22 protein-coding genes are annotated in these 26,472 nt (G+C 71.9%); 12 read left to right on the top strand and 10 right to left on the bottom strand.

Annotated elements, in window-relative coordinates; all coding sequences use genetic code 11:
* Positions 1 to 8 precede the first annotated feature (8 nt).
* Positions 9 to 1,439, bottom strand: a complete 1,431-nt coding sequence (locus ACIBJH_RS07245) for a dihydrolipoyl dehydrogenase family protein (protein WP_399115848.1) — start codon at positions 1,437 to 1,439, stop codon at positions 9 to 11.
* A 122-nt stretch (positions 1,440 to 1,561) separates the two neighbouring features.
* Here ACIBJH_RS07245 and trxA point away from each other — a divergent pair, with 122 nt between their 5' ends.
* Positions 1,562 to 1,948, top strand: a complete 387-nt coding sequence (trxA, locus tag ACIBJH_RS07240) for a thioredoxin (RefSeq protein WP_399115847.1) — start codon at positions 1,562 to 1,564, stop codon at positions 1,946 to 1,948.
* A 9-nt stretch (positions 1,949 to 1,957) separates the two neighbouring features.
* Here the strand turns inward: trxA and ACIBJH_RS07235 are convergent, their stop codons facing one another.
* Positions 1,958 to 3,394: a benzaldehyde dehydrogenase gene (locus ACIBJH_RS07235; RefSeq protein WP_399115846.1), complete on the bottom strand. Its 1,437-nt coding sequence runs from the start codon at positions 3,392 to 3,394 to the stop codon at positions 1,958 to 1,960.
* A gap of 198 nt (positions 3,395 to 3,592) precedes the next feature.
* Positions 3,593 to 4,627, bottom strand: a complete 1,035-nt coding sequence (locus ACIBJH_RS07230; RefSeq protein WP_399116373.1) for a LacI family DNA-binding transcriptional regulator — start codon at positions 4,625 to 4,627, stop codon at positions 3,593 to 3,595.
* 141 nt (positions 4,628 to 4,768) lie between these two features.
* On the opposite strand from ACIBJH_RS07230, the gene ACIBJH_RS07225 reads away from it, so the two are divergent.
* The gene (locus tag ACIBJH_RS07225) at positions 4,769 to 5,443 is read left to right on the top strand and encodes a TetR/AcrR family transcriptional regulator (protein WP_399115845.1); all 675 of its coding nucleotides are present in this window, start codon (positions 4,769 to 4,771) and stop codon (positions 5,441 to 5,443) included.
* A 33-nt stretch (positions 5,444 to 5,476) separates the two neighbouring features.
* Positions 5,477 to 6,613, top strand: coding sequence for an FAD-dependent oxidoreductase (locus tag ACIBJH_RS07220; RefSeq protein WP_399115844.1), 1,137 nt, complete (start codon positions 5,477 to 5,479; stop codon positions 6,611 to 6,613).
* A gap of 7 nt (positions 6,614 to 6,620) precedes the next feature.
* Here the strand turns inward: ACIBJH_RS07220 and ACIBJH_RS07215 are convergent, their stop codons facing one another.
* On the bottom strand, positions 6,621 to 7,301 hold the full coding sequence (locus ACIBJH_RS07215) for a TetR/AcrR family transcriptional regulator (RefSeq protein ID WP_399115843.1): 681 nt from the start codon (positions 7,299 to 7,301) through the stop codon (positions 6,621 to 6,623).
* Positions 7,302 to 7,403: 102 nt separating this feature from the next.
* Between ACIBJH_RS07215 and ACIBJH_RS07210 the strand changes: the two genes are divergently transcribed.
* Positions 7,404 to 7,967, top strand: coding sequence for an NAD(P)H-dependent oxidoreductase (locus ACIBJH_RS07210; protein ID WP_399115842.1), 564 nt, complete (start codon positions 7,404 to 7,406; stop codon positions 7,965 to 7,967).
* Between the two features lie 73 nt (positions 7,968 to 8,040).
* Here the strand turns inward: ACIBJH_RS07210 and ACIBJH_RS07205 are convergent, their stop codons facing one another.
* Complete coding sequence (locus ACIBJH_RS07205; RefSeq protein ID WP_399115841.1) at positions 8,041 to 8,922, bottom strand: LLM class F420-dependent oxidoreductase; 882 nt, start codon at positions 8,920 to 8,922, stop codon at positions 8,041 to 8,043.
* Between the two features lie 214 nt (positions 8,923 to 9,136).
* On the opposite strand from ACIBJH_RS07205, the gene ACIBJH_RS07200 reads away from it, so the two are divergent.
* The 3 genes from ACIBJH_RS07200 (at position 9,137) to ACIBJH_RS07190 (ending at position 13,024) form a co-directional block, all read left to right on the top strand.
* Positions 9,137 to 10,123: an alpha/beta hydrolase gene (locus tag ACIBJH_RS07200; RefSeq protein WP_399115840.1), complete on the top strand. Its 987-nt coding sequence runs from the start codon at positions 9,137 to 9,139 to the stop codon at positions 10,121 to 10,123.
* A 235-nt stretch (positions 10,124 to 10,358) separates the two neighbouring features.
* A complete protein-coding gene (locus ACIBJH_RS07195) occupies positions 10,359 to 11,456 on the top strand; it encodes a helix-turn-helix domain-containing protein (protein ID WP_399115839.1) in 1,098 nt (365 codons plus the stop codon).
* Between the two features lie 227 nt (positions 11,457 to 11,683).
* Positions 11,684 to 13,024, top strand: coding sequence for a jacalin-like lectin (locus ACIBJH_RS07190; RefSeq protein ID WP_399115838.1), 1,341 nt, complete (start codon positions 11,684 to 11,686; stop codon positions 13,022 to 13,024).
* A gap of 77 nt (positions 13,025 to 13,101) precedes the next feature.
* Here the strand turns inward: ACIBJH_RS07190 and ACIBJH_RS07185 are convergent, their stop codons facing one another.
* Positions 13,102 to 14,097: an Lrp/AsnC family transcriptional regulator gene (locus ACIBJH_RS07185; RefSeq protein ID WP_399115837.1), complete on the bottom strand. Its 996-nt coding sequence runs from the start codon at positions 14,095 to 14,097 to the stop codon at positions 13,102 to 13,104.
* A gap of 141 nt (positions 14,098 to 14,238) precedes the next feature.
* Between ACIBJH_RS07185 and ACIBJH_RS07180 the strand changes: the two genes are divergently transcribed.
* Positions 14,239 to 15,846: an MFS transporter gene (locus tag ACIBJH_RS07180; protein WP_399115836.1), complete on the top strand. Its 1,608-nt coding sequence runs from the start codon at positions 14,239 to 14,241 to the stop codon at positions 15,844 to 15,846.
* A gap of 62 nt (positions 15,847 to 15,908) precedes the next feature.
* Here ACIBJH_RS07180 and ACIBJH_RS07175 read toward each other — a convergent pair whose 3' ends face one another.
* From ACIBJH_RS07175 to ACIBJH_RS07165, 3 genes are all read right to left on the bottom strand, one after another.
* Entirely contained in the window at positions 15,909 to 16,856 is a 948-nt protein-coding gene (locus ACIBJH_RS07175; protein WP_399115835.1) for an SMP-30/gluconolactonase/LRE family protein, read from the bottom strand.
* 130 nt (positions 16,857 to 16,986) lie between these two features.
* Complete coding sequence (locus ACIBJH_RS07170) at positions 16,987 to 19,224, bottom strand: MMPL family transporter (protein ID WP_399115834.1); 2,238 nt, start codon at positions 19,222 to 19,224, stop codon at positions 16,987 to 16,989.
* Positions 19,225 to 19,389: 165 nt separating this feature from the next.
* Entirely contained in the window at positions 19,390 to 20,016 is a 627-nt protein-coding gene (locus tag ACIBJH_RS07165) for a TetR/AcrR family transcriptional regulator (RefSeq protein WP_399115833.1), read from the bottom strand.
* A 179-nt stretch (positions 20,017 to 20,195) separates the two neighbouring features.
* On the opposite strand from ACIBJH_RS07165, the gene ACIBJH_RS07160 reads away from it, so the two are divergent.
* Genes ACIBJH_RS07160 through ACIBJH_RS07150 form a run of 3 tightly spaced genes read left to right on the top strand, consistent with a single transcriptional unit; the run spans position 20,196 to position 23,826 of the window.
* A complete protein-coding gene (locus tag ACIBJH_RS07160; RefSeq protein ID WP_399115832.1) occupies positions 20,196 to 21,542 on the top strand; it encodes a flavin-containing monooxygenase in 1,347 nt (448 codons plus the stop codon).
* Positions 21,539 to 22,417 (top strand): SDR family NAD(P)-dependent oxidoreductase, encoded by an 879-nt coding sequence (locus ACIBJH_RS07155; protein WP_399115831.1) that lies wholly within the window; start codon positions 21,539 to 21,541, stop codon positions 22,415 to 22,417. The genes ACIBJH_RS07160 and ACIBJH_RS07155 overlap by 4 nt, the downstream gene beginning before the upstream one ends.
* A complete protein-coding gene (locus ACIBJH_RS07150; RefSeq protein WP_399115830.1) occupies positions 22,414 to 23,826 on the top strand; it encodes an aldehyde dehydrogenase family protein in 1,413 nt (470 codons plus the stop codon). Before ACIBJH_RS07155 ends, ACIBJH_RS07150 begins: the two co-directional genes overlap by 4 nt.
* A 4-nt stretch (positions 23,827 to 23,830) precedes the next feature.
* Here ACIBJH_RS07150 and ACIBJH_RS07145 read toward each other — a convergent pair whose 3' ends face one another.
* A complete protein-coding gene (locus tag ACIBJH_RS07145) occupies positions 23,831 to 24,910 on the bottom strand; it encodes an AraC family transcriptional regulator (protein ID WP_399116372.1) in 1,080 nt (359 codons plus the stop codon).
* A 132-nt stretch (positions 24,911 to 25,042) separates the two neighbouring features.
* On the opposite strand from ACIBJH_RS07145, the gene ACIBJH_RS07140 reads away from it, so the two are divergent.
* On the top strand, positions 25,043 to 26,233 hold the full coding sequence (locus ACIBJH_RS07140; protein ID WP_399115829.1) for an MFS transporter: 1,191 nt from the start codon (positions 25,043 to 25,045) through the stop codon (positions 26,231 to 26,233).
* Positions 26,234 to 26,472: the final 239 nt, after the last annotated feature.

The raw sequence follows: 26,472 nt of genomic DNA, 5'->3' as shown, positions 1-26,472 counted from the left end.
AGGGGTGTTCAGCCCCGGTAGGCCTCCAGCAGGCGGAGCCAGATCTCGCTGATCGTCGGGTAGGACGGGACCGCGTGCCACAGGCGGCTGATCGGGACCTGGCCGACGACCGCGATGGTCGCGGAGTGGATCAGTTCGCCGACACCTGGGCCCACGAAGGTGACGCCGCGCAGGGTCTCGTCGTCGAGGTCGACGATCATGCGGGCGCGGCCCCGGTAGCCGTCGGCGTAGAGGCCGGCGCCCGCGACCGAGGAGAACTCGACATCGACGGCGCGGACGCGGTGGCCGGCCTGTTCCGCCTCGGCGAGGGAGAGGCCGACGGCCGCCGCCTCGGGGTCGGTGAAGACGACCTGGGGTACGGCGTCGTGGTCGGCGGTGGCCACGTGGGCGCCCCAGGGGTCGGTCTCCAGCAGCGGCACACCTTCGGCGCGGGCGGCGATCGCGGCGCCCGCGATGCGTGCCTGGTACTTGCCCTGGTGGGTGAGGAGGGCGCGGTGGTTGACGTCGCCGACCGCGTACAGCCAGTCGCTGTCCTGAACGCGCAGGGAGTCGTCCACGGGCAGCCAGGAGCCCGGTTCCAGGCCGATCGTGTCGAGGCCGATGTCGTCGGTCTGCGGGGCGCGTCCGGTGGCGAAGAGGATCTCGTCGGCCTCGATGCGGTCGCCGCTGTCGGTGACGGCGACGACGGTGCCGTGCTCGCGGGTCACCGACGTGACGGAGGTGCCCGTGCGCACGTCGACGCCGGCTTCGCCGAGGGCGTCGGCCACCAGCTCCCCGGCGAAGGGCTCCATGCGGGGCAGCAGGCCCTTGCCGCGGACGAGGAGGGTGACCCGGGAGCCCAACGCCCGCCAGGCGGTGGCCATCTCGACGGCCACGACTCCGCCGCCGACCACGATCAGCCGGCCGGGCGCGGCCTTGGCGCTGGTGGCCTCGCGGCTGGTCCACGGCTTGACGTCGGCGAGTCCGGGCAGGTCGGGGAGGAGGGCGCGGGTGCCGGTGCACACGGCGACCGCGTGCCGGGCGGTGAGGACATGTCGTACGCCGTCGGGGCCGGTGACCGTCACCCGGCGGGGACCGTCGAGGCGGCCCTGGCCGCGGTAGAGGTCGGCGCCGATGCCGTCGAGCCAGCGGACCTGGCCGTCGTCCTTCCAGCCCGAGGCCTCGTAGTCGCGGTGGGCGAGTACCGCAGCGGTGTCGAGGGGGCCCTGGACGAGATGGCCGAGGCCGGGCACGCGGCGGGCGTCGGCCCGGGCTATCACCGGGCGCAGCAGGGCCTTGCTGGGCATGCAGGCCCAGTACGAACACTCGCCGCCGATGAGTTCGCTCTCCACGACCGCGGTGGAGAGACCGGCCGCACGGGTGCGGTCGGCGACGTTCTCCCCCACGGGCCCGGCCCCGACCACCACGACGTCGTACACGATGGATTCCGTTTCCGTCATGGGGCCAGTCTGCTGGGTGGTGTGCGCGGACGCCACACGGGTAGGGGCGCGGAATACGGGCCCGGACGGCCGTGTTGTCCCAGGCGGCTTCGCCCCCACATCGAGGAAGAGGGAATCACGTCATGAGCAGCACCGTGGAGCTCACCAAGGAGAACTTCGACCAGACGGTCAAGGACAACGACTTCGTCCTGATCGACTTCTGGGCGTCCTGGTGCGGGCCGTGCCGGCAGTTCGCCCCGGTCTACGAGAAGGCGGCCAAGGACAACCCGGACCTCGTCTTCGGCAAGATCGACACCGAGGCCCAGCCCGAGCTGGCACAGGCCTTCGAGATCCGGTCGATCCCCACGCTGATGATCGTCCGTGACCGCGTCGCCGTCTTCGCCCAGCCCGGCGCCCTGCCGGAGGCCGCCCTCACCGACGTCATCGGCCAGGCCCGCAAGCTCGACATGGACGAGGTCCGCAAGTCGGTCGCCGAGCAGCAGGCGCAGGCCGAGCAGAACGGTAAGTGAGCAGCCCTCTCAGAACGGGTACGACGCCACGTCTCCGCGCACCGTCGTCCAGCGCACGTCGGTGAAGGCCTCGATATTGGCCTCGCCGCCGAAGCGGGCGCCGGTGCCGGACGCGGCGACCCCGCCGAAGGGCGCCACGGCCTCGTCGTTGACGGTCTGGTCGTTGATGTGGACGATCCCGGTGGGGATGCGTTCCGCGAGGTCCAGGCCGCGGGCCGCGTCGCGCGTGACGATGCCGAGCGAGAGGCCGTACGGGGACGCCGCGGCCAGCGCCGCGGCTTCGTCCGCGGTGGCGAAGGACCGTACCGGCGCCACGGGGCCGAAGACCTCCTCCGCGTAGGCGGGGGTGTCGTCGACGACGCCCGCGAGGACGGTCGGCCGGTAGAAGAGGTCCTCGTGCGTGCCGCCCGCCGCGAGCCTGGCACCGCTCGCCGTGCTGGCCTCGACGAGGCCGTGGATCTTGGCGAGTTGGGCACCGTCGATGATCGGGCCCAGGTGGACCTGCGCACGGTGCGGGTCGCCCACGGCCAGCGACTCGGCCTTGGCGGCGAGGCGTTCGACGTACTCCTCGTAGAGCGACTCGTGGACGAGATGGCGCCCGGTCGTCATGCAGATCTGGCCCTGGTGGAAGAACGAACCCCAGGCCGCCGTGGAGATCACCGCGTCCAGGTCGGCGTCCGCCAGCACGACGAGGGCCGAGTTCCCGCCCAACTCCAGGTGTGCGCGCTTGAGATGACGCCCCGCCGCCTCACCGACCGCGCGCCCGGCGGCAGTTGAGCCCGTGAAGGAGATGACGGGCACCTGCGGGTCGGCGACCAGTGCGGACCCCACCTCGGCGCCGCCGGGAAGGACTTGGAGGAGTTCGTCGGGCAGGCCGGCCTCAGCGAAGACCGCCGCGAGGGCCAGTCCCCCGCAGACCGCGGTGCGCGGGTCCGGCTTGAGGACGACCGCGTTGCCCAGTGCGAGCGCGGGGGCGACCGAGCGGATGGAGAGGATCAGCGGGGCGTTGAACGGCGCGATCACGCCGACGACGCCGACCGGGATGCGCCGGGTGTACGACAGCCGGGGCGCCTCCGACGGGAGGACCTGTCCGGTGGGGCGGGAGGCGAGCGCGGCGGCCTCGTAGCACTCCTGGGCGGCGACGTGCAGTTCGAAGTCCGCCTTGCCGGGGATCGACCCGGACTCCCGCACCAGCCACTCGCGCAACTCCTCGGCGTGCGCGGCGAACAGGTCACCGGCCCGGCGCAGCACTCCGGCGCGGACGAAGTGCGGGGCGCGTGCCCACTCGGTCTGCGCGGCTCCGGCCGCCCGCACGGCGGGGCGTATGTCCTCGGCGGCGGCGAGCGTGACGGTGGCGAGCTGCTCGCCGGTGGCGGGCTCGGTGACCGGGTACTCGGGGCCCGACAGCGGGCGGGACTGCCAGATCTTGGGGTCGAGCAGGGGCATGGCGGCTCTCCGATCCGTCAACGGCGGGACCCGCGCGGGCAGTTGGAGTCCCAGGTCGTGCGCGTGACGGGATGCGGTGATCCGGCGCAGACGTCAGGACCGCATCCGTGATCGAGCGCACCCCCCGTCTGGTTGAGCACGCAACATTCTAGTCGCGTACGGCGGGTTCGCCCCCGGACCGCGGTCGCCGGATCCGGTTCAGCTGGAGTCGCGGTGCAGCACCGAGGCGCCGAGCAGTTCGTGCACGGCCGGCACCGCGCCCGGGTCGCGGACGGCGTTGTCGACGACTTCGGCGAGGTCGCTGCCGGACGGGAGCTGGATGTGGACGGTGCTCAGACGCGGTCGCAGCAGCCGCCCGATCATCAGGTCGTCGGCGCCGATCACGGCGGTGTCCTCGGGGATGCGGACGCCTTCGTCCTGGAGGGCGCGCATCAGCAGCATCGCGTACTCGTCGTTGTACGCGAACACCGCGTCGAGGCCGAGCGCGTCCCACTGGGCGGCGGTCTTGGCGGCGCTCTCCTCGCTGTAGGCGAGCGGGAGTTCGGTCACCGTGGCGTCCGTGCCGAGCAGCGCGCGGCGCACTCCCGCGAGGCGGGGCCGGGAGAAGATCCCCATGCCCGGCTCCTCGGGCACGACCACGCCGATCCGGCGCCGGCCGCGGTCGTAGAGGTGCGTGCCGGCGCAGTGGCCGACGCCCTCGTGGTCCAGGAGCAGGACGTGGGCGCCCTCGATCGGCTCGGGGCCGAGCGTGATGACGGCCCGCGCCCCGGAGCGCTTGAGGACCGCGACGCCCTGCGGGCCGAGTCCGGCGCCGGGCACCAGGACGGCGACCGGGCGCAGTTCGGCCCAGGCACGGGCGGCCTCGTCGCCGCGCAGACCCACGGAACCGTGCTGGACGACCGTGTAGTCGAGGCGGCTGAGCGCCCACTGGAGTTCGTTGATGAACTTGCTGTAGAGGAGCCCCACTTGCATGGGCGGCGCCGGTATCAGCACCATCCGGCTGTGTCCGGCGCGCAGGCTGCGGGCCGCCGCGTGCGGGACGTACCCCAGTTCCTTGGCGGCCTCGTGGACGCGGCGGCGGGTGGGCTCGCTGATCCGTACGGCGCTGGTGTTGTTGAGGACGTAGGAGACGGTCGCGCGTGAGACCCCGGCCAGGCGGGCCACATCGGCGCTCGTGGGCACGGAGCGCGGTGCGGGCGACGGGGCTGCGGGCGTATTCGGTATCTGCACCATGACGTACGGCATCTTGGCAGAAGCCCGGGGCGGGCAGCGCGGCGGGGGAACGGTCGTCACAACCACAACATGGTCCGGGACTTCCACGAACATGTTCGTCACGAACTTGTTCGGAGCGAACATGTTCGTTACCGTGGAGACATGACAGCTCGCCCCGACACCCCCCGCAGCCGCCGTGAACGCCCCGCGAAACCCGCCCTGAGCAGGGCGGCCATCGTCGCCGCCGCGGTGGCGGTGCTGCGCGCCGAAGGCCTGCAGAAGCTCACCATGCGGCGCCTGGCCCAGGAGCTCGACACCGGTCCGGCCTCGTTGTACGTGTACGTCCGCAACACCGCGGAGCTGCACGCGGCCGTCCTCGACGAACTGCTCGGCACCATCGGGCCCGTCCCGGCCGAGGGCTCCTGGCGCGAGCGTCTGGAGCAGGTCCTCACCGCGTACACCGCGATGCTCTTCGAGCACCCGAGCCTCGCCCGTTCGGCACTGACGGCCTGGCCCAGCGGCCCGCACTACCTGAACCTGATCGAGACCCTGCTCGCCCTGCTCGACGAGGGAGGCGTCCCGCCCGCGCAGGCCGCGTGGGGCGTGGACCTGCTGCTCCAGCAGGCCACCGCGACGGCCGCCGAGCACTCCGCCGAGGACACCACCCAGGACGACTGGGACGCCCTGGCCGACGCCCTGCGCAAGGTCTCCGAGCGGACCCACCCGCACATCGCCGCCCGCTCCGCCGAACTGCTCGCGGGGACGCCCGAGGCCCGCCTGTCCTGGCGGTTCCGGACGTTGATCGCCGGCATCGAGCGGACCGCCGTCCCCAACTGACCTTGTTTCAGACGCACTTCAAGGAGGTTCACCATGACCACCCCCCACCACCCCCTCGCGATCATCGGCGGCGGACTCGGCGGGCTCACGCTCGCCCGGGTCCTGCACGTCAACGGCGTCGAGGCCGCCGTCCTCGACCTCGACGCCTCCCCGGCCGCACGCACCCAGGGCGGCATGCTCGACATCCACGAGGACTCGGGGCAGCCCGCGCTGCGCGCGGCCGGTCTGTACGACGAGTTCCGCGCGCTGGTCCACCCGGGCGGCGAGGCCACCCGCGTCCTCGACAAGGCCGCCACGGTCCTGCTGGACGATCCCGACGACGGCACCAGCGGGCGCCCCGAGGTCGACCGCGGCCAACTGCGCGACCTGCTGCTGAACTCCCTGCCCGAGGGCACCGTCCACTGGGGCGCGAAGGTCACCGGCGCCCGCCCGCTGGACGGCGGCCGGCACGAGGTGACGCTCGCGGACGGCACCTCCTTCACCACGGATCTGCTGATCGGCGCGGACGGCGCCTGGTCCCGGGTGCGGCCCCTGCTCTCGGACGCGCGACCCGCGTACACCGGCGTCTCGTTCGTCGAGGTGGACCTGCCGGACGCCGACCTACGGCATCCGGTGAGCGCCGAAGTGGTCGGCGGCGGCATGCTGTTGGCGCTCGGCGCGGGCAAGGGCTTCCTGGGCCACCGCGAGACCGACGGGAGCCTGCACATCTACGTGGCGCTCACCGTCCCCGAGGACGCGTTCGACGGCGTCGACTTCACGGACACCGAGGCGGCAAAGGCGTACACGCTCGGGCACTTCACCGACTGGGACAAGAGCCTGCGGGCGCTGCTCGGCGACGCGGACGGGCCGCTGACCCCGCGCCGGATCCACGCGCTGCCGATCGGGCACCGCTGGGACCGGGCGCCCGGGGTCACGCTGCTGGGCGACGCGGCCCATCTGATGTCCCCGTTCGCGGGCGTCGGCGCCAACCTGGCGATGCTCGACGGAGCCGAACTGGGCCTCGCCCTGGCCGCGCACCCGGGCGACACCGAGGCCGCGCTCGCCGCCTACGAGGAGAAGCTGTTCCCCCGCAGCGAGGAGTCGGCGGCGGACTCGGCGGCCAACGGCGAGCTGATGTTCCGGGCCGACGCCCCGCAGGGCATCCTCGACATGTTCGCCGGCCACGCCTGAGGCGGACTCAGCAGGGCGGCGGCGTAGCTGTCAGACGCGCGACGAGGTCGACCCAGCCGGCCTCAAGACGCTCCATCGGCATCCCGCACTGCCTGGTCAGATGGTTGATCAGGGCGGGGTCCAGATACGCCATGAGCGGCTGGGCGAGCAGTTCGCAGTCGGCGTCGGGCAGGATCTGCCGGAGCAGCATCGTGACGTGGGTGCGCAGCGCCAGGAGCGCGGTGTGGGAGAAGCGGCGGGCCGGGTCGGGCTGTGCGGCCAGTTGCAGGTCCAGCTGCTCCGCCGAGCGGTACAGGACCGCCACACCGAACGCCCGTAGCCGCTCGACCGGGGGTGCCCCGGGGCCCAGCGGCGGCGGTCCACCCATGAAGTCCGCCTGGAGCGTCTTCGCCGAGTGGTCCAGCAGGGCCATCAGCAGGCCGGTGCGGTCGCCGAAGCGGCGGAAGACGGTCCCTTTGCCGACCTCGGCCGCGGTGGCCACCGCCTCCATGGTGACGCCGGCCACCCCGTGCTCCGCGATCAGGCGGGCGGCGGCCTCCAGCAGCTTGGCCCGGTTGCGGGCCGCGTCGGCGCGCAGGCACGGCTTGTCGTCGAAGGAGCGGACCTCCAGCAGCTGGGGTTCGCTTATGGACTCCTCGGGCTTCGGGAAGGGGGGCAGGGCGCTGGACATGAAGACAGCGTAAAGCACCGGGAACAAAACTGGACCGCGGTCCGCTTAGGCTGGTACAACTTTTAAACGGACCCCGGTCCGGATCGTTACGGCAGTATTTCAGCCCCCCTTGGAGTTTCCATGTCTGTTCGTATCCTCGCGCTCGTCGGCAGCCTGCGTGCCGGCTCGCACAACCGCCAGCTCGCCGAGGCCGCCGTGAAGTTCGCGCCCGAGGGCTCCGACATCGAGATCTTCGAGGGTCTCGCCGACATCCCGTTCTACAACGAGGACATCGACGTCGAGGGCAACGTCCCGGCCGCCGCCGCCAAGCTCCGCGCCGCCGCCGGTGAGGCGGACGGGTTCCTCTTCTTCTCCCCCGAGTACAACGGCACCATCCCGGCCGTCCTGAAGAACGCCATCGACTGGCTGTCCCGCCCCTACGGCGCCAGCGGCTTCGGCGGCAAGCCGGTCGTCGTGGTCGGCACCGCCTACGGCCAGTTCGGCGGCGTATGGGCGCAGGACGAGGCCCGCAAGGCCGTGGGCATCGCCGGCGGCAAGGTGATCGAGGAGCTCAAGCTCTCGATCCCCAGCTCCGTGGTCCGCTTCGCCGAGACCCACCCGTCCGAGGACACCGAGGTCGTCGCCCAGCTGACCGAGGTCCTCACCCAGCTGAAGGGCCACGCGGGCGAGGCCGTCGCCGCCTGATCGAGGCACCTTGCGTCACCGTGAAAGGGGCCGGAGTTCATGTGAACTCCGGCCCCTTTCACGTCGGTTGACGTCAGTCCAGTTCGGCCAGCCGCGGTACCGCCGGTGCCACGAACCGCTCGATCCACTCGGCCGGTTCGCCGGTGCGCGGCGCCAGGATCACCGTGTCGATGCCGAACTTGGTGAAGCCGTCGATCTCCGACAGGAAGGCGTCGAGGTCGCCGGTGGTGACCGAGTCGCCCATGTGGACGATCGTCTTGCGGATACGGTCGTAGTCGCGCCCCAGCCGGTCGCAGTGACCGCGCAGCACCTCCAGCTTGTGCCGCAGCTCGTCCGGCGTCGACACGATCAGGTTGCAGGCGTCCGCGTACTGGGCGACCAGCCGCAGCGTCTTCTTCTCCCCACCGCCGCCGATCATGATCTCGGGGTGCGGGCTGCTGACCGGCGCGGGCACGCACAGGGTCTCGGCGAGCCGGTAGTGCTCGCCCTCGAAGGGGCCGTTGTTGTCCGTATCCCACATCTGCAGACAGATCCGCAGGGTCTCCTCCAGCCGCTCGAAACGCTCCGCGACCGGCGGGTAGGGCACGCCGAGACCGTGGTGCTCACGGTCGTACCAGGCGGCCCCGATGCCGAGGGTGGCCCGGCCGCCGGAGAGCACGTCGAGAGTGGTGGCGATCTTCGCGAGCAGCCCCGGATTCCGGTACGTCACACCGGTCACCAGTGCGCCGAGGCGGACCGTGGAGGTGTGGCCGGCCAGGAAGCCGAGGGTCGTGTAGGCCTCCAGCATGGGGTCCTCGGCGCCGCCGTTGAACTCCATCTGGAAGTAGTGGTCCATCACCGAGAGCCAGCTGACGCCCGCCGCCTCGGCCGCGGCGCCCGCCGCGGCCAGTTCGGGCCCGATCACCGCGGGCCCTCCGGGATGGTTGAACCGGTTGATGTGCACACCGACCCGCATGTCCGACTCCGTTCCACAGTTCGCCCGGACCTTCACCGTCTTTCGTGACGGTAGGTCTTCGAGCGTTCTCGAAGTCAAGCGCTCTGCGACGGACGGGACGGTCGGGCACCCGCCGTCCGGCGGAGAGGTTCCGCCGGACGGCGGCGGGTGAATCGGGGGTAGTCGCGCGGAGTATGGCCGTACGAGCCGCCGCGCCCAGCGTGAGGAGAAGCGCATGACGTCCGTCCCACCCCCGCCCCCGCCCCCGTTCGACCCCGAACTCGCCGCAGCGCTGGAGTTGATCAAGGAGTTCATCTCGCCCGGGATGTCGCCGGAGGACATCGACGAGATCCGTCGGGGCCCGGCGATCACGCAGTCGATGGAGATGGACCTGACCCTGGACGGGGCCTTCGACATCGAGGACCGGGAGGTGGCAGGTCCGGTGGGCGAGCCCGCCGTCACGCTGCTGATCGGCCGCCCGACCGCACCCGCGACCACCGGACCGCTGCCCGTCGTCTATCACGTGCACGGCGGCGGCATGGTGCTCGGCGACAGGCGGGTCGGAGTGACCGGGGCGCTGGAGTACGCACGGGAGCTCGACGCGGTGGTGGTGTCGGTGGAGTACCGGCTGGCGCCCGAACATCCGCATCCCGCGCCGATCGAGGACGTGTACGCCGGTCTGCTGTGGACGGCGGAGCACGCCAAGGAGATCGGCGGCGACCCGGAGCGGATCATCATCATGGGCGCGAGCGCGGGCGGCGGCCTGTGTGCCGCGCTCGCCCTGCTCACCCGGGACCGCGGCGGCCCGCGCCCGATCGGCCAGTTGCTGCTGTGCCCCATGCTCGACGACCGCAACGACACCCCCTCCGCGCACCAGATGGTCGGCGTCGGCATCTGGGACCGCACGGCCAACGAGACCGGCTGGACCGCGCTCCTCGGCGACCGCCGCGGCGGCCCCGACGTGTCCCCGTACGCCGCACCGGCCCGCGCGGAGGACCTCGGCGGCCTGCCCCCGGCCTTCCTCGACGTCGGCTCGGCGGAGACCTTCCGCGACGAGGTCGTCACCTACGCGTCCCGCCTCTGGCAGGCGGGCGGAGTGGCCGAACTCCACGTCTGGCCCGGCGGCTTCCACGGCTTCGACGGCTTCGCCCCGCAGGCGGCGCTGTCGCAGGCGGCACGGGCCTCGCATGTCGGCTGGCTGCGGCGGTTGTTGGGGACGTAGGCGCTACGGGAGGCACCCGTACGAAGCCGCCGCGGGGCGATCGGTGCCTGCTGTCGGCGCCGGGTCGTTCCGGTCGGTGCCGGTGACGCGCGGTTCCCGGAGTCCCGGGACGGGACGGCACGCTCCGCCCGGAGGCATTCCACGTGCCGCCACCGCGCTCCCCCGCGTGCCACGTCCTCGACGGAACCCGGTCCGCGGACTCCTGTACTCCGGTTTCATGACGCACCATGGGGATATGAAAGAGCTGGCCGGGCGCCTGACCGCGCTGGATCCGGACGCCGGTGCCGCCGTGCAGGTCATCGGCTACTTCGATCGGCTCGCCGAGTCGCGGGCCGGTCTTGAGGCACTGGTGCGTGGGGCGGCGGTGCTCGCCGGGTGTGCCGCGCGGCTGGTCGACGCCGAACGACGGGTGCGGATACGGGTCGAGGCGGACGGCACCCGCAGGGACGACGCGGAGCCGCCGGACCCCGCCTGGCCGTCCGCCGCGCTGACACCGGGCGGTGCTTCGGCACTGTGGCTGGAGCGTACGGCGGAGGCGGCGCCCAGCGTCGTCGACGCGGTGATCCTGGAGCGTGCGGCCGGTGCGGTGCGACTCGTGCTGGACCGCACCCGGGGCCGGGTCTCCGCCGACGACCCGGAGCTGATGGAGACGCTGCTCGACGCCACCGCCCCCGAACCGGCCCGGCTGCACGCGGCCCGTCGCCTGGGTCTGGACGTGGCCGACACCGCGACCCGGGCCCGTGTCGTCGCCCCGCTCGACGGGCCGCCCCGAGTCGTCGCCGCGCCGCGGGCCACCGGTACGTCCGGCGCCCGGCCGGGGTCACTCGCCCCGCACCAGGACGGCGATCCGCAGCCGCCTCCGGCGCACGCGCTCCGGGTCCCGACGGACGCCGAGCTGCCTGCCGGACGGCTGGGCATCGGCCCGGCCGTCCCCGTACTGGACCTGCCCCGCTCATGGGCCGCGGCCCGCACCGCCCTCCGCTTCACCGCCGACGGGACCGCTCAGGACCCCGGCGAGCGGATCGTGCACGCCGACGCGCTCGGCGGCATCACCCTCCTCGCCGAACTGGTCGTACCGGGTGCCGAACCGCCGCCCGACGTCCATGACTTGGAAGCCGCGGCGGCGAACGCGCCCTGGCTGCTGGCCACTCTGCACGCCGTCGCCGCCACCACGAGCCTGCGCGCGGCGGCCACCGAGATCAACGTCCACCACTCCACGCTCCAGGACCGGTTGACCCACGCGGAGTCCCTGCTCGGCTGGCCGGTACGGACTCCGCAGGGGCGACTGCGCCTCCAACTGGCACTGACGATGAGGCACTTGGCGCGGCCCTAGCAGCGAGGCCGGCCCGTGAAGCGCTTCCCCGAGCACCCGTGCCCGGGACGGTATCCGCCCGCACCGCCAACAAACGGGCGCACAAGGGGACTTGGCCACCTCCATGTCACGCGGAATTCCCAATTCGGTGCAGCCGGAGGGGAGTCACAGCAAGCGCTTGTCGCTACATTTTGACATGACCGCCGCACCACACTCCCCCTCTGTCACTCCGCAGGAGGCACTTCCCCATGCGCAGACTTCTCGCCTGTCTGGCGACCGCTGCCGCGGCCCTGGGCGGGCTGACGGTGGCTGCCGCCACACCGGCCGCCGCCGCGACCTCGGGCAGCTTCAGCGTGCTCAGCTACAACGTCGCCGGACTGCCCGAGTCGCTCTCCAGCGCCTCGACGCCGCGCGACACGAGCACCACCGCGATCGGCACGCGCATCGCCCCGTACGACATCGTGAACGTGCAGGAGGACTTCAACTACCACGCCTACCTGTACTCCACCGACACCCACCCCTACCGCACCGCGACCAGCGGCGGCGCGGGCATCGGCAGCGGGCTCAACACCGTCTCCAACTACGCCTGGGACGGCGACGACTTCGAGCGCGTCCACTGGAACTCCTGCCAGATCGACTCGGGCGACTGCCTCACCCCCAAGGGCTTCACGTTCATGCGCGAGCGCCTCTCCGAGGGCGTGTACGTCGACTTCTACAACCTGCACACCAACGCCGGTACCAACGACGGCGACGAGGCCTCCCGCGCCGACAACCTCAGCCAGCTGACCTCGTTCATCAGCACCCACTCGGCGGGCAACGCCGTCGTGGTGATGGGTGACACGAACACCCGCTACACCCGCGCCGCCGACACCATCGCGGAGTTCGGCGCGGCCAACGGACTCACCGACGCCTGGGTCAAGCTGATCCGCGGCGGCGTCGCACCGGTCAAGGGCAGCGACGCGCTGGTGTGCGACCAGACCGGCGCCACCGTGCCCAACACCTGCGAGGTCGTGGACAAGGTCCTCTACCGCAGCAGCAAGCTGGTGACGCTCAACGCGACCTCGTACAACAACGAGCACGCCAAGTTCCTGACCTCGGACGGGCTGATGCTCTCCGACCACGACCCGATCACGGTCGGCTTCACCTGGTCGCAGAACGCGGACTTCCAGCTCAGCGACCAGTTCGGCGGCCCGCACGGCGACTACTACCAGGACATCGACAGCGTCCCGGCCGCCGCCCGCGCCACCAAGATCTCGCTGCGCTCCGGCTCCCGCGTCGACCAGGTCGGCATCACCCTCGCCAACGGGACGACACTCACCCACGGCGGCACCGGCGGCACCGCGTCCTCGCTGACACTGGGCAGCGGAGAGTACGTGACGTCGGCGTACCTGTGCGAGAGCAAGTACAACGACACCACGCGGATCTTCTACGCCAAGTTCACCACCAACCTGGGCAACACCCTGGCCGGTGGCACCACCACCTCGGACTGCGTGACCCGCACCGCCCCGTCCGGCTGGCAGATCGCCGGCTTCCACGGACGCTCCGGCGACGAGCTGGACAAGGTCGGCTTCATCTACACCAAGCGCTGACCCGTCGCAGCGCCCGGCGCACGTCCACCGGATCACCCGCCGCCGCGGGTGATCCGGCCCTGTGCGTCCCGGCCGCCCTATGCGAACGCCGGGGGCACGAGTCGCCCGCGCGAGATGAGCGAGGTGGCCTGCTTCAGGGTGTGGACGCGGATGCTCACGCCGTAGCCGTCGATGCCCGGGACCGCGGCGACCTTGGTGGTCAGATAGCGGTACAGGTCCTCCGTGTCGCGGCAGACGACGATGGCCATCACGTTGGAGTCGCCGCTGATGGCGGCGGCGAAGGCGACCTCGTCGTGGCCCGCGAGTTCCTCGCCGGCGCGTGCGAGGTGGACCGGGGCGACCCGCAGCCACAGGGTGGCGCTCAGCGCGAACCCCAGGCGTGCGGAGAGCAGTTCGACGTCGTAGGCGAGGACCCCCGAGGTCTCCAGGGCGTCCAGGCGGCGGGCCACACGGGCCGTGGACCAGCCGGTGACGTCGGCAAGCTGGGTGTGGGTGGCACGGCCGTCCTCCGCGAGGGCGTCGAGGAGCGGGGTGTCCTCGTCGGTGAGGCGTACGGGAGGTCCGGCGGGGGCGGGCGGCCGGTCGCCCACGAGGTGCCGGATCTGATCAGGCGTGAGGTGGCCGCCATAGCCCGTCCAGTCGCTCACGCCGGACGTGCCGAAGGAGTGGATGAGCAGATCGATGCTTACGTCGAGGACGGCTGCCGACCTGGGCAACTGGCGCAGCAGGACGTCGTCGCGCGGCACATGTACGGGTGCGGTGATGATGCAGATGATCTCCGAGCCGCCGGACGCGAGCCCCGCGTAGGCGATGTCGGGCCGTCGGGTGAGCACGTCGGCGAGCGGGCCGACCCGGTCGGGGCGGCAGCGGATCCGGGCCACCCAGCGCGCGTCGCCGTGGACGGCGGGATCGACCAGGCCGACCACCCGCATCACCCCGGCGCGGCGCAGCGCGTGGAAGCGGCGGGCCGCGGTCTGCTCCGAGACCCCGGCCACCTCGCCGACCAGCCGGAACGAGGCGCGTGGCGCGCACTGCAGGGCGCGGAGGATTTTCCCGTCGACTGCGTCTGTCATGGGGAAAGTCTGACATCGTCCGGGGTCGAGTTGGCGGTTTCCGATCGCTTCTCGGTCGCACGTTGGTGATTGTCGATGCCTGGGCCGATCCTGAGACGCGTGCCCGTTCGAGGGCACCGCAGTCAAGAAGGAGAGTTCTCCGTGAACGTCACGACCCCGGCGAGCGGGACGGCCGACCGGCGGGCGGCCACCCTCGTCATGGCCTGCCTCGGCGTCTTCGTCGCCTACTTGCCGGTGACCACGGTCGCCGTGAGCCTGCCCGCCATCCAGGCGGCGCTTAACGCGTCGACCGCCCAACTGTCCTGGGTCCAGGACGCGTTCGTCCTGCCCATGGCCGCGTTCATCCTCACCGCCGGGGTCTTCGGCGATGTGCACGGGCGCAAGAAGGTGTTCCAGGCGGGCCTGCTGTTCGCCGCGGCCGGAGCCGCCGTCGCGCTGTGCGCGCAGTCGGTCCAGGTGCTCTGGATCGGCCAGGCGCTGGCCGGTCTCGGCGCGGCGACCCTGCTGCCCACCACCCTGGCGCTGATCAGCCACGCGGTGCCCGACCACCGGGAGCGCGGCAAGTTCATCGGCCTGTGGGCGACCGCCCTCATGGCCGCGCTGGCCGTCGGCCCGCTGACAGCCGGCGTCATCCTCGACCACACCTCGTGGCGCTGGATCTACCTCCTGTCCGTCCCCGTCCCGCTGATCGCACTGGCCGTCTCGGCCCGGCTGCTCCCCGACTCCCGGGCCCCGCACGGCCGGAAGCTGGACTGGCCCGGCCAGCTGACGGCGGCCCTCTCCATCACCGCGCTCGTCTACGGCGTGATCGAGGGCGGCGCCGGTTCCTTCACGGACGTCAAGGTCATGGTGGCCCTGTTCACGGCCGTGGCCGCCGGTGTCGCCTTCGTGTTCGCGGAGCGGCGCAGCGAGAGCCCGATGCTGGATCTGACGCTGTTCCGCAGCCCGGCGTTCACCGCCACCACCCTGGTCGCGATGATCACCTTCCTGGCGCTGATCGGCTTCTTCTTCCTCCTCAGCCTGTACTTCGGCCTGGTGCAGCAACTCGACACGCTGGGGGCGGCCTGGCGGCTGCTGATGGTCACGGCGGCGGCCATCGTGGTCGGCCAGCCGGTCGGTCGGCTCATGCACCGGGTCGCCCCGCGCGTCCTGATCACCGGCGGTCTGCTGGTCATCTCGGGCGCGCTGTTCTCGCTGACCGGCGTCGACGCCGGCACCTCGTTCGGGTCCATCGCCTGGCGGCTGGCGCTGCTGGGGCTGGGCGTGGGGACCGTCCTGACTCCGATGACGGCGACCGCCGTGGCCTCCGTGCCGTATCAGCAGGCGGGGATGGCGGCGGCCGGCAACAACGCGTTCCGGCAGGTCGGCGGCGCGCTCGGCCCGGCCGTCCTGGGCGCCCTGCTCACCACCAAGGCGCTCGACACCCTGCCCGGCCACCTGACCGACGCGGGAGTCACGGGCGCGGCCCAGCACAGCATCGTCGCGACCGCCGGCGCCGGGGGTCTGGGTGCCGTCGCGCACATGAACCTCGGCGCGGACACCGGGCGGGTGCTGGGCGCGCTGGGCGACTCGTTCCTGGACGGCATGCGGCTGTGCCTGGTGGTGGCCGGGTCGCTGACACTCCTCGCGGCACTGGTCTGCGTACTGCTGCTCCGCCCGCGCCGGACGGCTGTTTCTACGGCGGCTCCGGTCGTCGGCTCGGCAACGGAGCCTGCCGAAGCGGCAGTTGAGTCGACACCCCGCCGCTGATTCACCTACGGGCGGGGTTCCCTTCGCGAAGAGCTGCGAAGGGAACCCCGCCCGTTGTCGCGTCAGATCGACACGGCGACGGCGGTGAACGTCGTGTCGGGCGTCTGCGGGGTGGTGAAGCGGGCGTTGACCAGATAGAGCCGGTTGCCGAAGCGGGCGGCGGTCGTGGGGACGTCGAAGCGCGGGTCGGTGATCGTGGTGCGCAGGGTCGCGGTGGTGACCTCGGCGTCGAGGTCGAACACGCTGATCCGGTTCAGGCGGTTCTGGACGACGTACAGCGTCCGGCCGATCCGGAACAGACCGTCGCCGTTGGCCACGTCGGTCGCGCCGCTCAGGGCGATCTCAGTGGCTGCGCCGGTCCTGAGGGACACGCGGTAGAGCTTGCCGGGGCTGCTGCTGACGACGATGAGGCCGTGGCCGTCCGGGGTGCCGACGATGCCGTTGGCGTTGTTCACCCCGGGCGTCTGCACCCAGTCGCCGGTGAGCGGCAGGGCGGTGACCTCGCCCGTACGGCCGCGAGGGACGCCGTAGAGCACGGCGTCGAGGGAGTCGGTGAACCAGGCGCGGTCGCCGAGCAGGGTGATGTCGTTGATGAAGTGGCCGGTGGTGGCCGTGAGTTGATAGGTCGTCAGGATCTCGCCGGTGCGGGAGTCGACGACTCGTGCGGCGCCGGTGCCGCCGGCGACGTACAACAGACCGTCGTGGTCGAGCTTCAGGCCGACGGAGACCAGGCCGGTGGCGCCCTCGGAGAGGACCTTGCCCTCGCCGGTGCGCAGGTCGGTGCGGTAGATGGCGCCGTTGGCGCGGGAGCCCATATAGGCGTACGGCCTGCTGCCGATGGCGATGCCTTCGGGGAGCCAGCCGTTGGGCAGCGGGAACTCCGTCGGCGAACTGACGGCCGTGGTGGATGAGTTGGCGTGCGCCGTGCCGGCTGTGACGGCGAGGGCGGTCAGGGCGGCGCCGCCGAGTAAGGCGGCGCGTCGGCTGGGCCGGGGGTGGTTCCGGGTCATCGTTCGGGCCTCCGGGGACGAGTGGGGCGGGGGTGCGGTCGGGCGAACTCGGCGACTCGGGCGAGCCCTGGGACACGGGTGAGATCTTCTTCAACTCCACGCCAGGGCTCGGCATTTGGGCAACGGCCCGTCACGGCCCGGAGTTCCCACGCGCCCCACCCGCAACCGCGGGCTCGGGTTCCCCGCGCTCCGCGGGTACCGCCTTCCGGAGGCTGCTTCCCTCGACATCGAGGTCGGGCAGAATCCGGTCCAGCCAGCCGGGCAGCCACCAGGCGCCCCGGCCGGCGAGGGCGAGCACCGCCGGTACGAGCGTCATGCGGACGGCGAAGGCGTCGACGGCCACGCCGACGGCGAGGGCGAACGCGATGGGCTTGATGAGGGAGTCGTCCAGGGGGAAGAACCCGGCGAAGACGGTGAACATGATCAGGGCGGCGGCGGTGACGACCCGCACACTGTGCCGGGCGCCGTCGACGACCGACTGGCGGGCCCGGCCGGTGTGGGCCCACTCCTCGCGCATCCCGGACACGAGGAACACCTCGTAGTCCATGGCGAGTCCGAACAGCACGCCGATCAGGATGATCGGCAGGAAGCTGACGACAGGACCGCTGTGCGGCACGTCGAGGACATCGGCCAGCCAACCCCACTGGAAGACGGCGACGACCAGACCGAGCGAGGCGCCCACCGACAGGAGGAAACCGACAGCCGCCTTGACGGGGACGACCAGCGACCGGAACACGATCGTCAGCAGGAGCAGGCTGAGGCCGACGACGATGGCGACGAAGGGCAGCAGGGAGTCGCTGAGCCGGTTGGAGACGTCGATGTTGACGGCGGTGGTGCCGGTGACCGCGATCGACGCGCCGGTGCCGACACGGAGGCCGGGTGCGAAGTCCCTTATCTCGCGGACCAGTTGGCCGGTGCGGACGCTGTCGGGGCCGGAGGCGGGGAGCACGGTGATGACGCTCTGCGTCGGGTCGTCGGTGGACTGGGGCGGCAGGACGGCTTTGACGTCCTTCAAGGTCCGCAGTTTCTCGGCCACTTGGGCACCGGCCCGTGAACTCGCGGCAGCCGTACCCTCGTTGGTCTCCGCGAGGACGAGCAGCGGGCCGTTGAAGCCGGGGCCGAACTTGGCGCTGATCGTGTCGTAGGCCGTGCGCTGGGTGGTGGCCTGGGGCGCGGAGCCGTTGTCGGGAAGGGCCAGTCGCAGGTCGGCGGCGGGCAGCATGAGGGTGACCAGGATGCCCGTGACGGCGAGCACGGTCAGCAGCGGCTTTGCGATGACCCGCTTCGTCCAGCGGGTGCCCAGGGTGGTGCGGCCGGTGGTTCCCTCGGCGTCGGCGGCCCGCCGGGCGGCGCGGGTGCCGGGTTCGGGGGTGAGTCGGGTACCGGCGAATCCCGCGACGGCGGGGACGAGGGTGATCGCGGCCAGTACGGCGACGAGGACCGCGCCGGCGGCCCCGAGACCCATGGTGGTCAGGAACGGTATGCCGATGACGCTCAGCGCGGCGAGCGCGATGATCACGGTGGTGCCGGCGAAGACCACGGCGCTTCCGGCCGTGCCGACGGCCAGCGCGACGGATTCCTTCGGGTCGGTGCCGCGGGCCAGTTGCTGTCGGTGGCGCGAGAGGATGAACAGGACGTAGTCGATGCCGACGGCCAGTCCCAGCATCAGGGCGAGGGTGACGGCCGTGGAGGAGATGCTCACCGCGGGCGCGAGGGCGAGCAGCCCGGTCAGTCCGGCCGCCACACCGATCAGCGCGGGCAGCAGTGCCATGCCGGCGGCGAGCAGCGAACCGAACGTGACGACGAGCACGAGCAGCGCCACGGCCACGCCGATGATCTCGGACGGCCCGATGTGGACTCCGTTGCTGCTGAAGACGGAACCGCCCACCGAGGTCCGCAGCCCGTCCCGCTCCGCCGCGCGGGCCGCGTCCTTGATCGCGTCCACGGACGAGGTGCGCACCTCCGCGTTCTGCACGGGGTACTGGACCTGGACTATCGCCGTAGTCCGGTCGGCCGAGACGGCGCCGGAGAACCGGGGGTCGACGACCTCGCCGACCTGGGGCGCCTTCTTGGCGTCGGTCACGGCCCGGGCGATGGCCGCCGTATAGGACGCCTCTGTGATCCGGTGGCCCTCGGGCGCCGTGAAGACGATCTGGGCGCTTGCTCCCGAGGCTTCGGGAAGGGTCTTGCTCAGGCTGTCCAGGGCCCGCTGCGACTCGGTGCCCGGCACCGAGAAGCGGTCGTCGAGCTTGCCGCCGAAGACACCGACGCAGGTGATGAGCGCGGCCAGCACGAAGAGCCAGACACCCAGGACGAGTTTGCGGTGTTGGTAGGCGCTGTGGCCCAGCCGGTGCAGCAGGACGGCCATGACGAACTCCCTCGAACGGTTGGCGGTGGGCCGACTTTATCACCTGCTCAAGTCGAGTGACCTAGTCCATGGACCGTGATGTGTGCCATGGCCGCTGTCCGGGCGTAGATACAGGTCAGGGCGCCCCCGCACAGTGCGAGGGCGCCCTTTGCCTGCCGCGTCGGCTCAGCGCAGCCTGGGTACCGCCACCAGTTCCAGCCGGCCTCCGGCCATCGCCACCACGGCGGACACGAAGGCCTGGAGGCAGGTGTACTCGGCCTCCTCGTCGGGGAGCGCGAGGTGTTGCTGGGTGAGCCCGTCGAAACCGGCGAGGAAGAATCGCGCGATGGTGTCCACGGGCTGGGCGAGGGGTTGGCCGGTGCGCTCGGCCGCCTCCGTGATCAGTCGCGCGGTCACCTCGGTCCAGCCCCGGTAGTGGGTTTCGAGGGACTCCTTCAGAGCGGGCGTGCGGAGCGCGAACATGGTCAGTTCCGCCAGGAGTTGATGGCTCGCGGGCTGCTCCTGCACCGTCCGCCACAGCGCGGCGGCCAGCACGCTCGCCGTCTCCTCGAAACCGCCGTCGGCCGGCGCCGCCCGCTCGACCTGGGCCACCAGATCCTGCGTGAGCTGGTCCATGACCGCGCGGTACAGCCCTTCCTTCGTGCCGAAGGTGTAGTGCACGGTGGCCTGGGCGACCCCCAGCTCGGCGGCGATGGCCCGGGTGCTGCCGGCCGCGACCCCTTCCCTCGTCATGAGATCGATGGCCGCTTTGATCAGCTGGGGGCGGCGCTCGGCCGCGGACACATGAGCCATGGCGCAAGCATATCGACTGAGTCGTCCGAACAAGTCGGTCCTCGCCCGGCTGGACGCCGGCGGCCGTGGCGCGGCCGCCGAGGTCCCGTCCCTGGCCGCGCGGGTCAGTTCCCGCAGGACAGCCCGTGCATACGTTTCCTGCACCACCCGTGAAACGGGACGACCGAGGAGGCAGGCTCGTGACGGAAAGCCAGTTGGACACGTGTGTGATCGGGGCGGGGCCCGCCGGGCTGGCGGTCGCCAGGGCGCTGGCGGAGCGAGGGCTGCCGTACACGCATCTGGAGCGGCACACCGGGGTCGGCGGGATCTGGGACATCGAGAATCCGGGCGGGCCGATGTACGAGTCGGCACACTTCATCTCCAGCCGGACCCTGTCGGGGTTCAGCGGCTTCCCCATGCCCGATCACTTCGCGGACTACCCGCCGCACCGGCAGGTCCTGTCGTATCTGCGGTCCTTCGCCGACGCCTACGGGCTGACGGACCGGATCGAGTTCGGCGTCGGGGTCGCGAGCGTCGAGAAGAACGCGGACGGCACCTGGACGGTCGTGCGGACCGACGGGCGGGAGAGTCTGCACGGGCAGGTCGTGGTGTGCACGGGCTCCCAGTGGCATCCCAACATCCCTGACATTCCTGGGGAGTTCGGAGGCGAGGTCCGGCACACCGTCGGCTATCGCAGTGCCGAGGAGTTGCGCGGCAAGCGGGTGCTGGTCGTGGGTGCGGGGAACTCCGGCTGCGACATCGCGTGCGACGCGGCCCGGGCGGCGGACCGTGCGGTGATCAGCATGCGGCGCGGGTACTGGTTCATCCCCAAGCATCTGTTCGGGCGACCGGTGGACACCATCGCCAACAGCGGTCCGCATCTGCCGATGTGGCTGGCGCAGCGGCTCTTCGGCGGCCTGCTGCGGATCGTCAACGGCGATCCGACGCGGCTGGGGCTGCAGAAGCCGGACCACAGGCTGTTCGAGACGCACCCGGCCATCAACTCGATGCTGATCCACCACCTCCAGCACGGCGACATCACCGCCCGGCCCGGTATCGCGCGCGCCGAGGGCAGCACCGTGCACTTCACGGACGGCACGAGCGACGACTTCGACCTGATCCTGTTGGCCACGGGCTTCATCCACAAAGTCCCGGTCGCGCAGCGGTACTTCGGCGACGAGCAGCATCCCGACCTGTATCTGTCGTCGTTCTCGCGCGAGCACCGGGGCCTGTTCGGCATCGGGTTCGTGGAGACCAACTCCGGGGCGTACCAACTCTTCGACACACAGGCGCAGTTGATCGCCGGGTATCTGCACGACACACGTCACGGTCTGGCCAACGCCGAGCGGTTCACCCAGATGATCCGCGCCGACCGGCCGGATCTGTCCGGCGGGCTGAAGTTCGTCGCCTCGCCCCGGCACACGGGTTACGTCGACAGCGGGGCGTTCGTGAAGTACCTCGGCAAGGTGGCCCGGCAGATGGGCTGGCGCACCGAGGGTCAGGCGCCCCCGGTGCGCTCCCCGCGACGGGTGGAGACGGCGGCATGAGGCGGTTCGACTTCACCGACAAGGTCGTGCTGGTGACCGGCGGCGCGGGCGGTATCGGCAGTGCGCTGTGCCAACGCTTCGCGGCGGGCGGCGCGCGGTGTGTCGTCGTCGACATCGACGGGGCCCGTGCCGAGAAGGTGGCCGCCGCACTGCCCGGCGCCGGGCACTCGGGCATCGGCTGCGACCTGACCCAACGCGCCCAGCTGGAGGGGCTGTTCGAGCGGGTGACCGAGGTCCACGGCCGGCTCGACGTGCTGGTGAACAACGTGGGCATGACCAGCTCGGAGCGCTTCGACGCGCGCAGCGTCGAGAGCATCGAGCAGGAGATCACCCTCAATCTGACCTCCCCGCTGGTCGCCACCCGGATCGCGATCCCCCTGCTAAAGGCCTCGCGGGATGCCCGGGTGGTCACCACGGTCTCCCTGGGCGGGATCTTCCCGCTGGGCGAGACCCCGATCTACACGGCGTCCAAGTTCGGGCTGCGTGGCGCGATGCTCGCCATCGGCCTGGATCTGCGTGCCAGGGGGATCCTGGCGGGGTCGGTGCTGCCCTCGGCGACGGACACCCGGATGCTGCGCCAGGAGGCCGTGGACGGCGGCAACTCGATGCAGTTCCAGGACCGGCCGCAGCAGCCGGCGAACGTGGTCGCGGCCGTGGTGAGCCTGCTGGACAGGCCACGGCTTGAGGCCTATCCCCGGTCAGGCGAGTCCCGTCTGGTCCGGTGCGCGATGCTCGCCCCGAACCTGCTGCCCAGGATCTTCCCCCTGTTCCGCAGGCGCGGCGACCGCGGCATGGCCCGCTATCTGGAGGAGCTCCGCGGTCGCGGACTGGCCCGACAGACCGACGGGCGCTGGGAGTTGGTGGAGGAGGCATGACCAGGAACGAGACGCTGACCGTCGTCGATCCCGCCACGGGCGAGCCGCTCACCACTCTTCCCGCCGCGAGCGCCGACGACGTCACCAAGGCCGCCGAACAGGCCCAGCTCGCCTACGACTCCGGGGTGTGGTCGCGGCTGCCGGTCCGCGAGCGGAGTGCCGTACTGCTGCGGCTGGCCGACCTGATGGAACGGGACGGCGAACTCCTCGCCCGGCTCGACAGCGAGGACGCGGGCAAGCCGATCACGGAGTGCCGTACGGGAGATGTGCCGGGGGCGGTCGAGGCGATCCGCTGGTTCGCCGAAGCCGCCGACAAGGTCTTCGGCCGCCTCGCGCCGGGCGGGTCCGACGCGCTCGGTCTCGTCAGCCGTGAGCCGGTCGGTGTCGGAGCGGCGATCCTGCCGTGGAACTACCCGCTGGCGATGGCCAGTTGGAAGGTCGGCCCCGCGCTGGCCGCCGGCAACTGCCTCCTCGTGAAGCCCGCCGAGGCCACCCCGCGCTCGGCCCTCCACCTCGCCGCGCTCGCCACCGAGGCCGGTCTGCCCGACGGCGTGCTCACGGTACTGCCCGGCTACGGCGCGGAGGCCGGCGCGGCCCTCGCCCACGACCCCCTCGTCCGGGCCCTCTCCTTCACCGGCTCCACCGCCACCGGCCGCCGCGTCCTCAGGGCCGCCGCCGACAGCAACTTCAAACGCGTCTCCCTGGAGATGGGCGGCAAGAGCCCGCAGGTACTGATGGCCGACGCGCTCTCCTACGGCGACGAGCTGATCGGCGACATGATCGAGGCCGCGTTCCTGACGATGGGGCAGAACTGCACCGCGGGCTCAAGGGTGTTGGTGCACCGGAGCATCGCCGAGGAGGTCGTGGAACGGTTCACGGCGGCGGCACGGAACCTCGTCGTCGGCGATCCGGCCGACCCCCGGACCCAGCAGGGGCCGCTCATCGACCGCGCCGCCTTCGACCGGGTCGCGGGGGCCGTCGACGCCGCCCGCGCGGCCGGAGCGCAGATCCACACGGCGGGACTCCCCCACGGGCTCCCCGCGCGCGGCGCCTACTACCCGCCCACCGTGATCACCCGCGCCCCCGCCGAAAGCGCCGTACTCACAAGGGAGTTGTTCGGTCCCGTGGTCACCGTCGAGACCTTCGGCTCCGAGGAGGAGGCGGTACTGATGGCGAACGCCACCGAGTACGGGCTCGCCGCCTCCGTCTGGACCCGTGACCTCGACACCGCGCTGCGGCTGGCCCGTGGCATCGAGGCGGGCGTGGTCTCCGTCAACTCCTACAGCGAGGGGGACATCACCACGCCGTTCGGCGGCTGGAAGCAGTCCGGGTTCGGCGGGGCGGAGAAGTCGACGAACGCCTTCGACCAGTGGACGCGGGAGAAGACGGTCTGGATCCGCACCCGTTGACCCGTCATTCGCGGTACGCCGCCGCCTGGAGCAGCCGCTCCCGCAACTGGGCGGGGGAGGTGCCGTGCCAGCGGCGTACCGCGCGGCGCAGGGCGCGTTCGTCGGAGAAGCCCGCCCGGTGGGCGATGTCACGCAGCGTCAACTCGGGGCGCAGCAGCAGCTGTTCGACGCGTTCCCGGCGGACTCCCTCGGCCAGTGCCTCGTAGGTGGTGCCGCAGTCGGCCAGCCGGCGGCGCAGGGTCCGCTCGCTGGTCGCGTGCCGTCGCGCCTGTTCGCCGAAGGAGGGGATCACCGGGAGGCTCTGCGCGACGGACACCTCCAGCACTTCGAGGAGGTCCTGTTGCCCGGTGCGGGAGGCGAGTTGGGCGTCGAGTGTCTCCAGGGTCGAGGCGTACGTCACCGGGTCGCGGCCGGGCATGGGGGCGCGGGCCCACGCGGGGTCGACGACGATGCGGTCGGCCGGGGCGCGGAAGCGGACCGGGCAGCCGAACACGGCGTCGTACAGGGCGTGTTGACGGGGTGGTGGGGCGGAGAACTCCACCACGCGCGGTGCGAAGTCCGGGCCGACGGCCAGTCGGGACACGGTGACCACGGAGGCGAGCCCCTCCTCGATGAGGAAGGAGGCCACGCTCGGGTCGACGGCGGGATCGGGGAGGTCGGCGCGCAGGACGAAGGCGCCGTCCTCGTCCACACCGGTCGACCACACGGTCATCGCGCCGGAGAGGTTCTGGTACCGCACACCGGTCTCGATGGCGTGGCGCAGGGTGTCGGCGGCCAGCAGCGCGAAGCCGAGCAGACCCCACGCGGTGAGGTGCTGCGCCGCGCCGACCTTCAGGCCCAGCCGCTCGTCCCCGGTGAGCTCCACCGCGCGCCGGATCACCGCGCTGCCCTGCCGGTACGACACCCGTAGCGCGGCGGACCGCATCAACGTCTCGTCCAGGCCGACCCGGCTCAGCAGAGGCCGTAGGTCGACACCGCGTTCGTCGGCCACGACGACGAGATAGCGCAGGATGTTCGGCTGGATCGTCGCCGTTGTGCTGCGGCTGGTCCCGTGCGGGTCCGTCGGGGCGGGGTCGGGGAACATCGCGCTCACCTCCTCGTGGGCGACCACCGTAAGCACCCGGGCCTCACCGGTCGTGCGGGCTGGCCGCCGGAGTCCCCTCAACGGCCCCCGGCGTCCTGCGTCCGTCCCGCACCGCCTGACTACGGTCCCTGCATGTCAGTCAGCGCTCCAAGCCGGACGAAGAGCGGGCGTCGCACCGCCAGAGCGGGCGCCCGGAGGATGGCGACGCTCGCGTTCGCCGCGCAGGGTGTGTCCGTCGCCGCCGTGTACACGACCGTCCCCGCGGTCACCGAGCAGCAGGGGCTGTCCCCGCTCCTGACGACCGCCACGCTGGTAGCGGTCGCGCTGGCGGCCGGGTTCGGCAGCTTTCTCGGGCTGGCCGCGGTCCGTGTCGCAGGTCCGGTCGCCACGATGCGCGGCGCCCTGCTCACGGCCGCCGTCGCGCTCACCCTGATCGGACAGGCGCCCGGACCGCAGACCACCGTCTGCGCCTACGTCCTCTTCGGTCTCGCGGTGGGCGGCCTCGACGTCGCGATCAACACCCGGGCCGCCGCGATCGAACACGCCTACGGCCGCAGCCTGTTCGGCTCCTTCTACACGGCATGGAGCGTGGGCGGTGTGCTCGCGGCCCTGCTCACGGCCGGGGCGGCCCGTCTCGACCGGCCCGTGGGCGACGGCCTGGCCGTGCAGGCGGGCATCCTGCTGCTCGTCGCCTGCTGTCTGCGCACGCACGTCCTTCGCTCCGTCCAAGAGCCGTCTGCGCAACCGCCGTTGGGGCGTCGGCTGTGGCTGCGGCTGCTCCCCTTCGGTCTGGTCCTGCTCGTCGTCTACGTCGTGGACTCGACGGTCTCCGCCTGGTCGGCGGTCTATCTGCGGGGGACCCTCGCCGCGTCGCTCACGGTCGCTCCGATGGCGTACGCGGCGTACCAGGCCGGCACGGTCGTCGGCCGCGCGAGCGTGGACCGGCTGGTGCAGCGGGTCGGGACGGCCGCCGTCGTCCGCACGGCCGCCCTGGTGGTGGCGGGTGCGCTGGCGGGCATGGCCATGGCGCCGAGCTGGCCGTTCGCCGTGCTCGCGGCCGGCGTGGTGGGCCTGGGGGCATCAGTCCTGGCCCCGCTGTGTCTGGCCTCCGCCGCACGGCTGCGCCCGGCCGCCTCGGAAGCGGTCCTGGCCCGGCTGAACCTCTTCAACTACGCGGGCGTCCTCACCGGTGGCGCGGTGAGCGGACTGCTCGGCTCCACCGGCGAGTTCCGGCTCGCGTACGCGACACCGGCCGCCCTGGCGCTGCTCGTCCTGGCCGGCGCCCGACACTTCACCCGGCCGCGGGCGACATCCGAGGCGTAGCAAACAAGCCAGGCAACCGCCCGGACACGGCCAGTCCCACCTCGCGTACGCAGCACCAGCCCCCTGACGCTGCCCATCCTGACCGACGCCCAGCACTTCACCCGTCCGCCCGGAACATCCGAGACATAGCAAACAAGCCAGGCAACCGCCCGGACACGGCCAGTCCCACCTCGCGTACGCAGCACCAGCCCCCTGACGCTGCCCATCCTGACCGACGCCCAGCACTTCACCCGGCCGCT

Origin of the sequence: Streptomyces sp. NPDC050548 (genome assembly GCF_044457385.1) — a bacterium.
Lineage (GTDB): Bacteria > Actinomycetota > Actinomycetes > Streptomycetales > Streptomycetaceae > Streptomyces.
The sequence above is the reverse complement of the archived record's forward strand: the minus strand, read 5'-3'. Positions and strand labels throughout refer to the sequence as shown.

What these genes read in the sequence shown, in the direction of transcription:
- ACIBJH_RS07245 (WP_399115848.1), bottom strand. Translation starts at nt 1,439, where the DNA reads ATGACGGAAACGGAATCCATCGTGTACGACGTCGTGGTGGTCGGGGCC.
- trxA (WP_399115847.1), top strand. Translation starts at nt 1,562, where the DNA reads ATGAGCAGCACCGTGGAGCTCACCAAGGAGAACTTCGACCAGACGGTC.
- ACIBJH_RS07235 (WP_399115846.1), bottom strand. Translation starts at nt 3,394, where the DNA reads ATGCCCCTGCTCGACCCCAAGATCTGGCAGTCCCGCCCGCTGTCGGGC.
- ACIBJH_RS07230 (WP_399116373.1), bottom strand. Translation starts at nt 4,627, where the DNA reads ATGGTGCAGATACCGAATACGCCCGCAGCCCCGTCGCCCGCACCGCGC.
- ACIBJH_RS07225 (WP_399115845.1), top strand. Translation starts at nt 4,769, where the DNA reads ATGACAGCTCGCCCCGACACCCCCCGCAGCCGCCGTGAACGCCCCGCG.
- ACIBJH_RS07220 (WP_399115844.1), top strand. Translation starts at nt 5,477, where the DNA reads ATGACCACCCCCCACCACCCCCTCGCGATCATCGGCGGCGGACTCGGC.
- ACIBJH_RS07210 (WP_399115842.1), top strand. Translation starts at nt 7,404, where the DNA reads ATGTCTGTTCGTATCCTCGCGCTCGTCGGCAGCCTGCGTGCCGGCTCG.
- ACIBJH_RS07205 (WP_399115841.1), bottom strand. Translation starts at nt 8,922, where the DNA reads ATGCGGGTCGGTGTGCACATCAACCGGTTCAACCATCCCGGAGGGCCC.
- ACIBJH_RS07200 (WP_399115840.1), top strand. Translation starts at nt 9,137, where the DNA reads ATGACGTCCGTCCCACCCCCGCCCCCGCCCCCGTTCGACCCCGAACTC.
- ACIBJH_RS07195 (WP_399115839.1), top strand. Translation starts at nt 10,359, where the DNA reads ATGAAAGAGCTGGCCGGGCGCCTGACCGCGCTGGATCCGGACGCCGGT.
- ACIBJH_RS07190 (WP_399115838.1), top strand. Translation starts at nt 11,684, where the DNA reads ATGCGCAGACTTCTCGCCTGTCTGGCGACCGCTGCCGCGGCCCTGGGC.
- ACIBJH_RS07185 (WP_399115837.1), bottom strand. Translation starts at nt 14,097, where the DNA reads ATGACAGACGCAGTCGACGGGAAAATCCTCCGCGCCCTGCAGTGCGCG.
- ACIBJH_RS07175 (WP_399115835.1), bottom strand. Translation starts at nt 16,856, where the DNA reads ATGACCCGGAACCACCCCCGGCCCAGCCGACGCGCCGCCTTACTCGGC.
- ACIBJH_RS07170 (WP_399115834.1), bottom strand. Translation starts at nt 19,224, where the DNA reads ATGGCCGTCCTGCTGCACCGGCTGGGCCACAGCGCCTACCAACACCGC.
- ACIBJH_RS07165 (WP_399115833.1), bottom strand. Translation starts at nt 20,016, where the DNA reads ATGGCTCATGTGTCCGCGGCCGAGCGCCGCCCCCAGCTGATCAAAGCG.
- ACIBJH_RS07155 (WP_399115831.1), top strand. Translation starts at nt 21,539, where the DNA reads ATGAGGCGGTTCGACTTCACCGACAAGGTCGTGCTGGTGACCGGCGGC.
- ACIBJH_RS07150 (WP_399115830.1), top strand. Translation starts at nt 22,414, where the DNA reads ATGACCAGGAACGAGACGCTGACCGTCGTCGATCCCGCCACGGGCGAG.
- ACIBJH_RS07145 (WP_399116372.1), bottom strand. Translation starts at nt 24,910, where the DNA reads ATGTTCCCCGACCCCGCCCCGACGGACCCGCACGGGACCAGCCGCAGC.
- ACIBJH_RS07140 (WP_399115829.1), top strand. Translation starts at nt 25,043, where the DNA reads ATGTCAGTCAGCGCTCCAAGCCGGACGAAGAGCGGGCGTCGCACCGCC.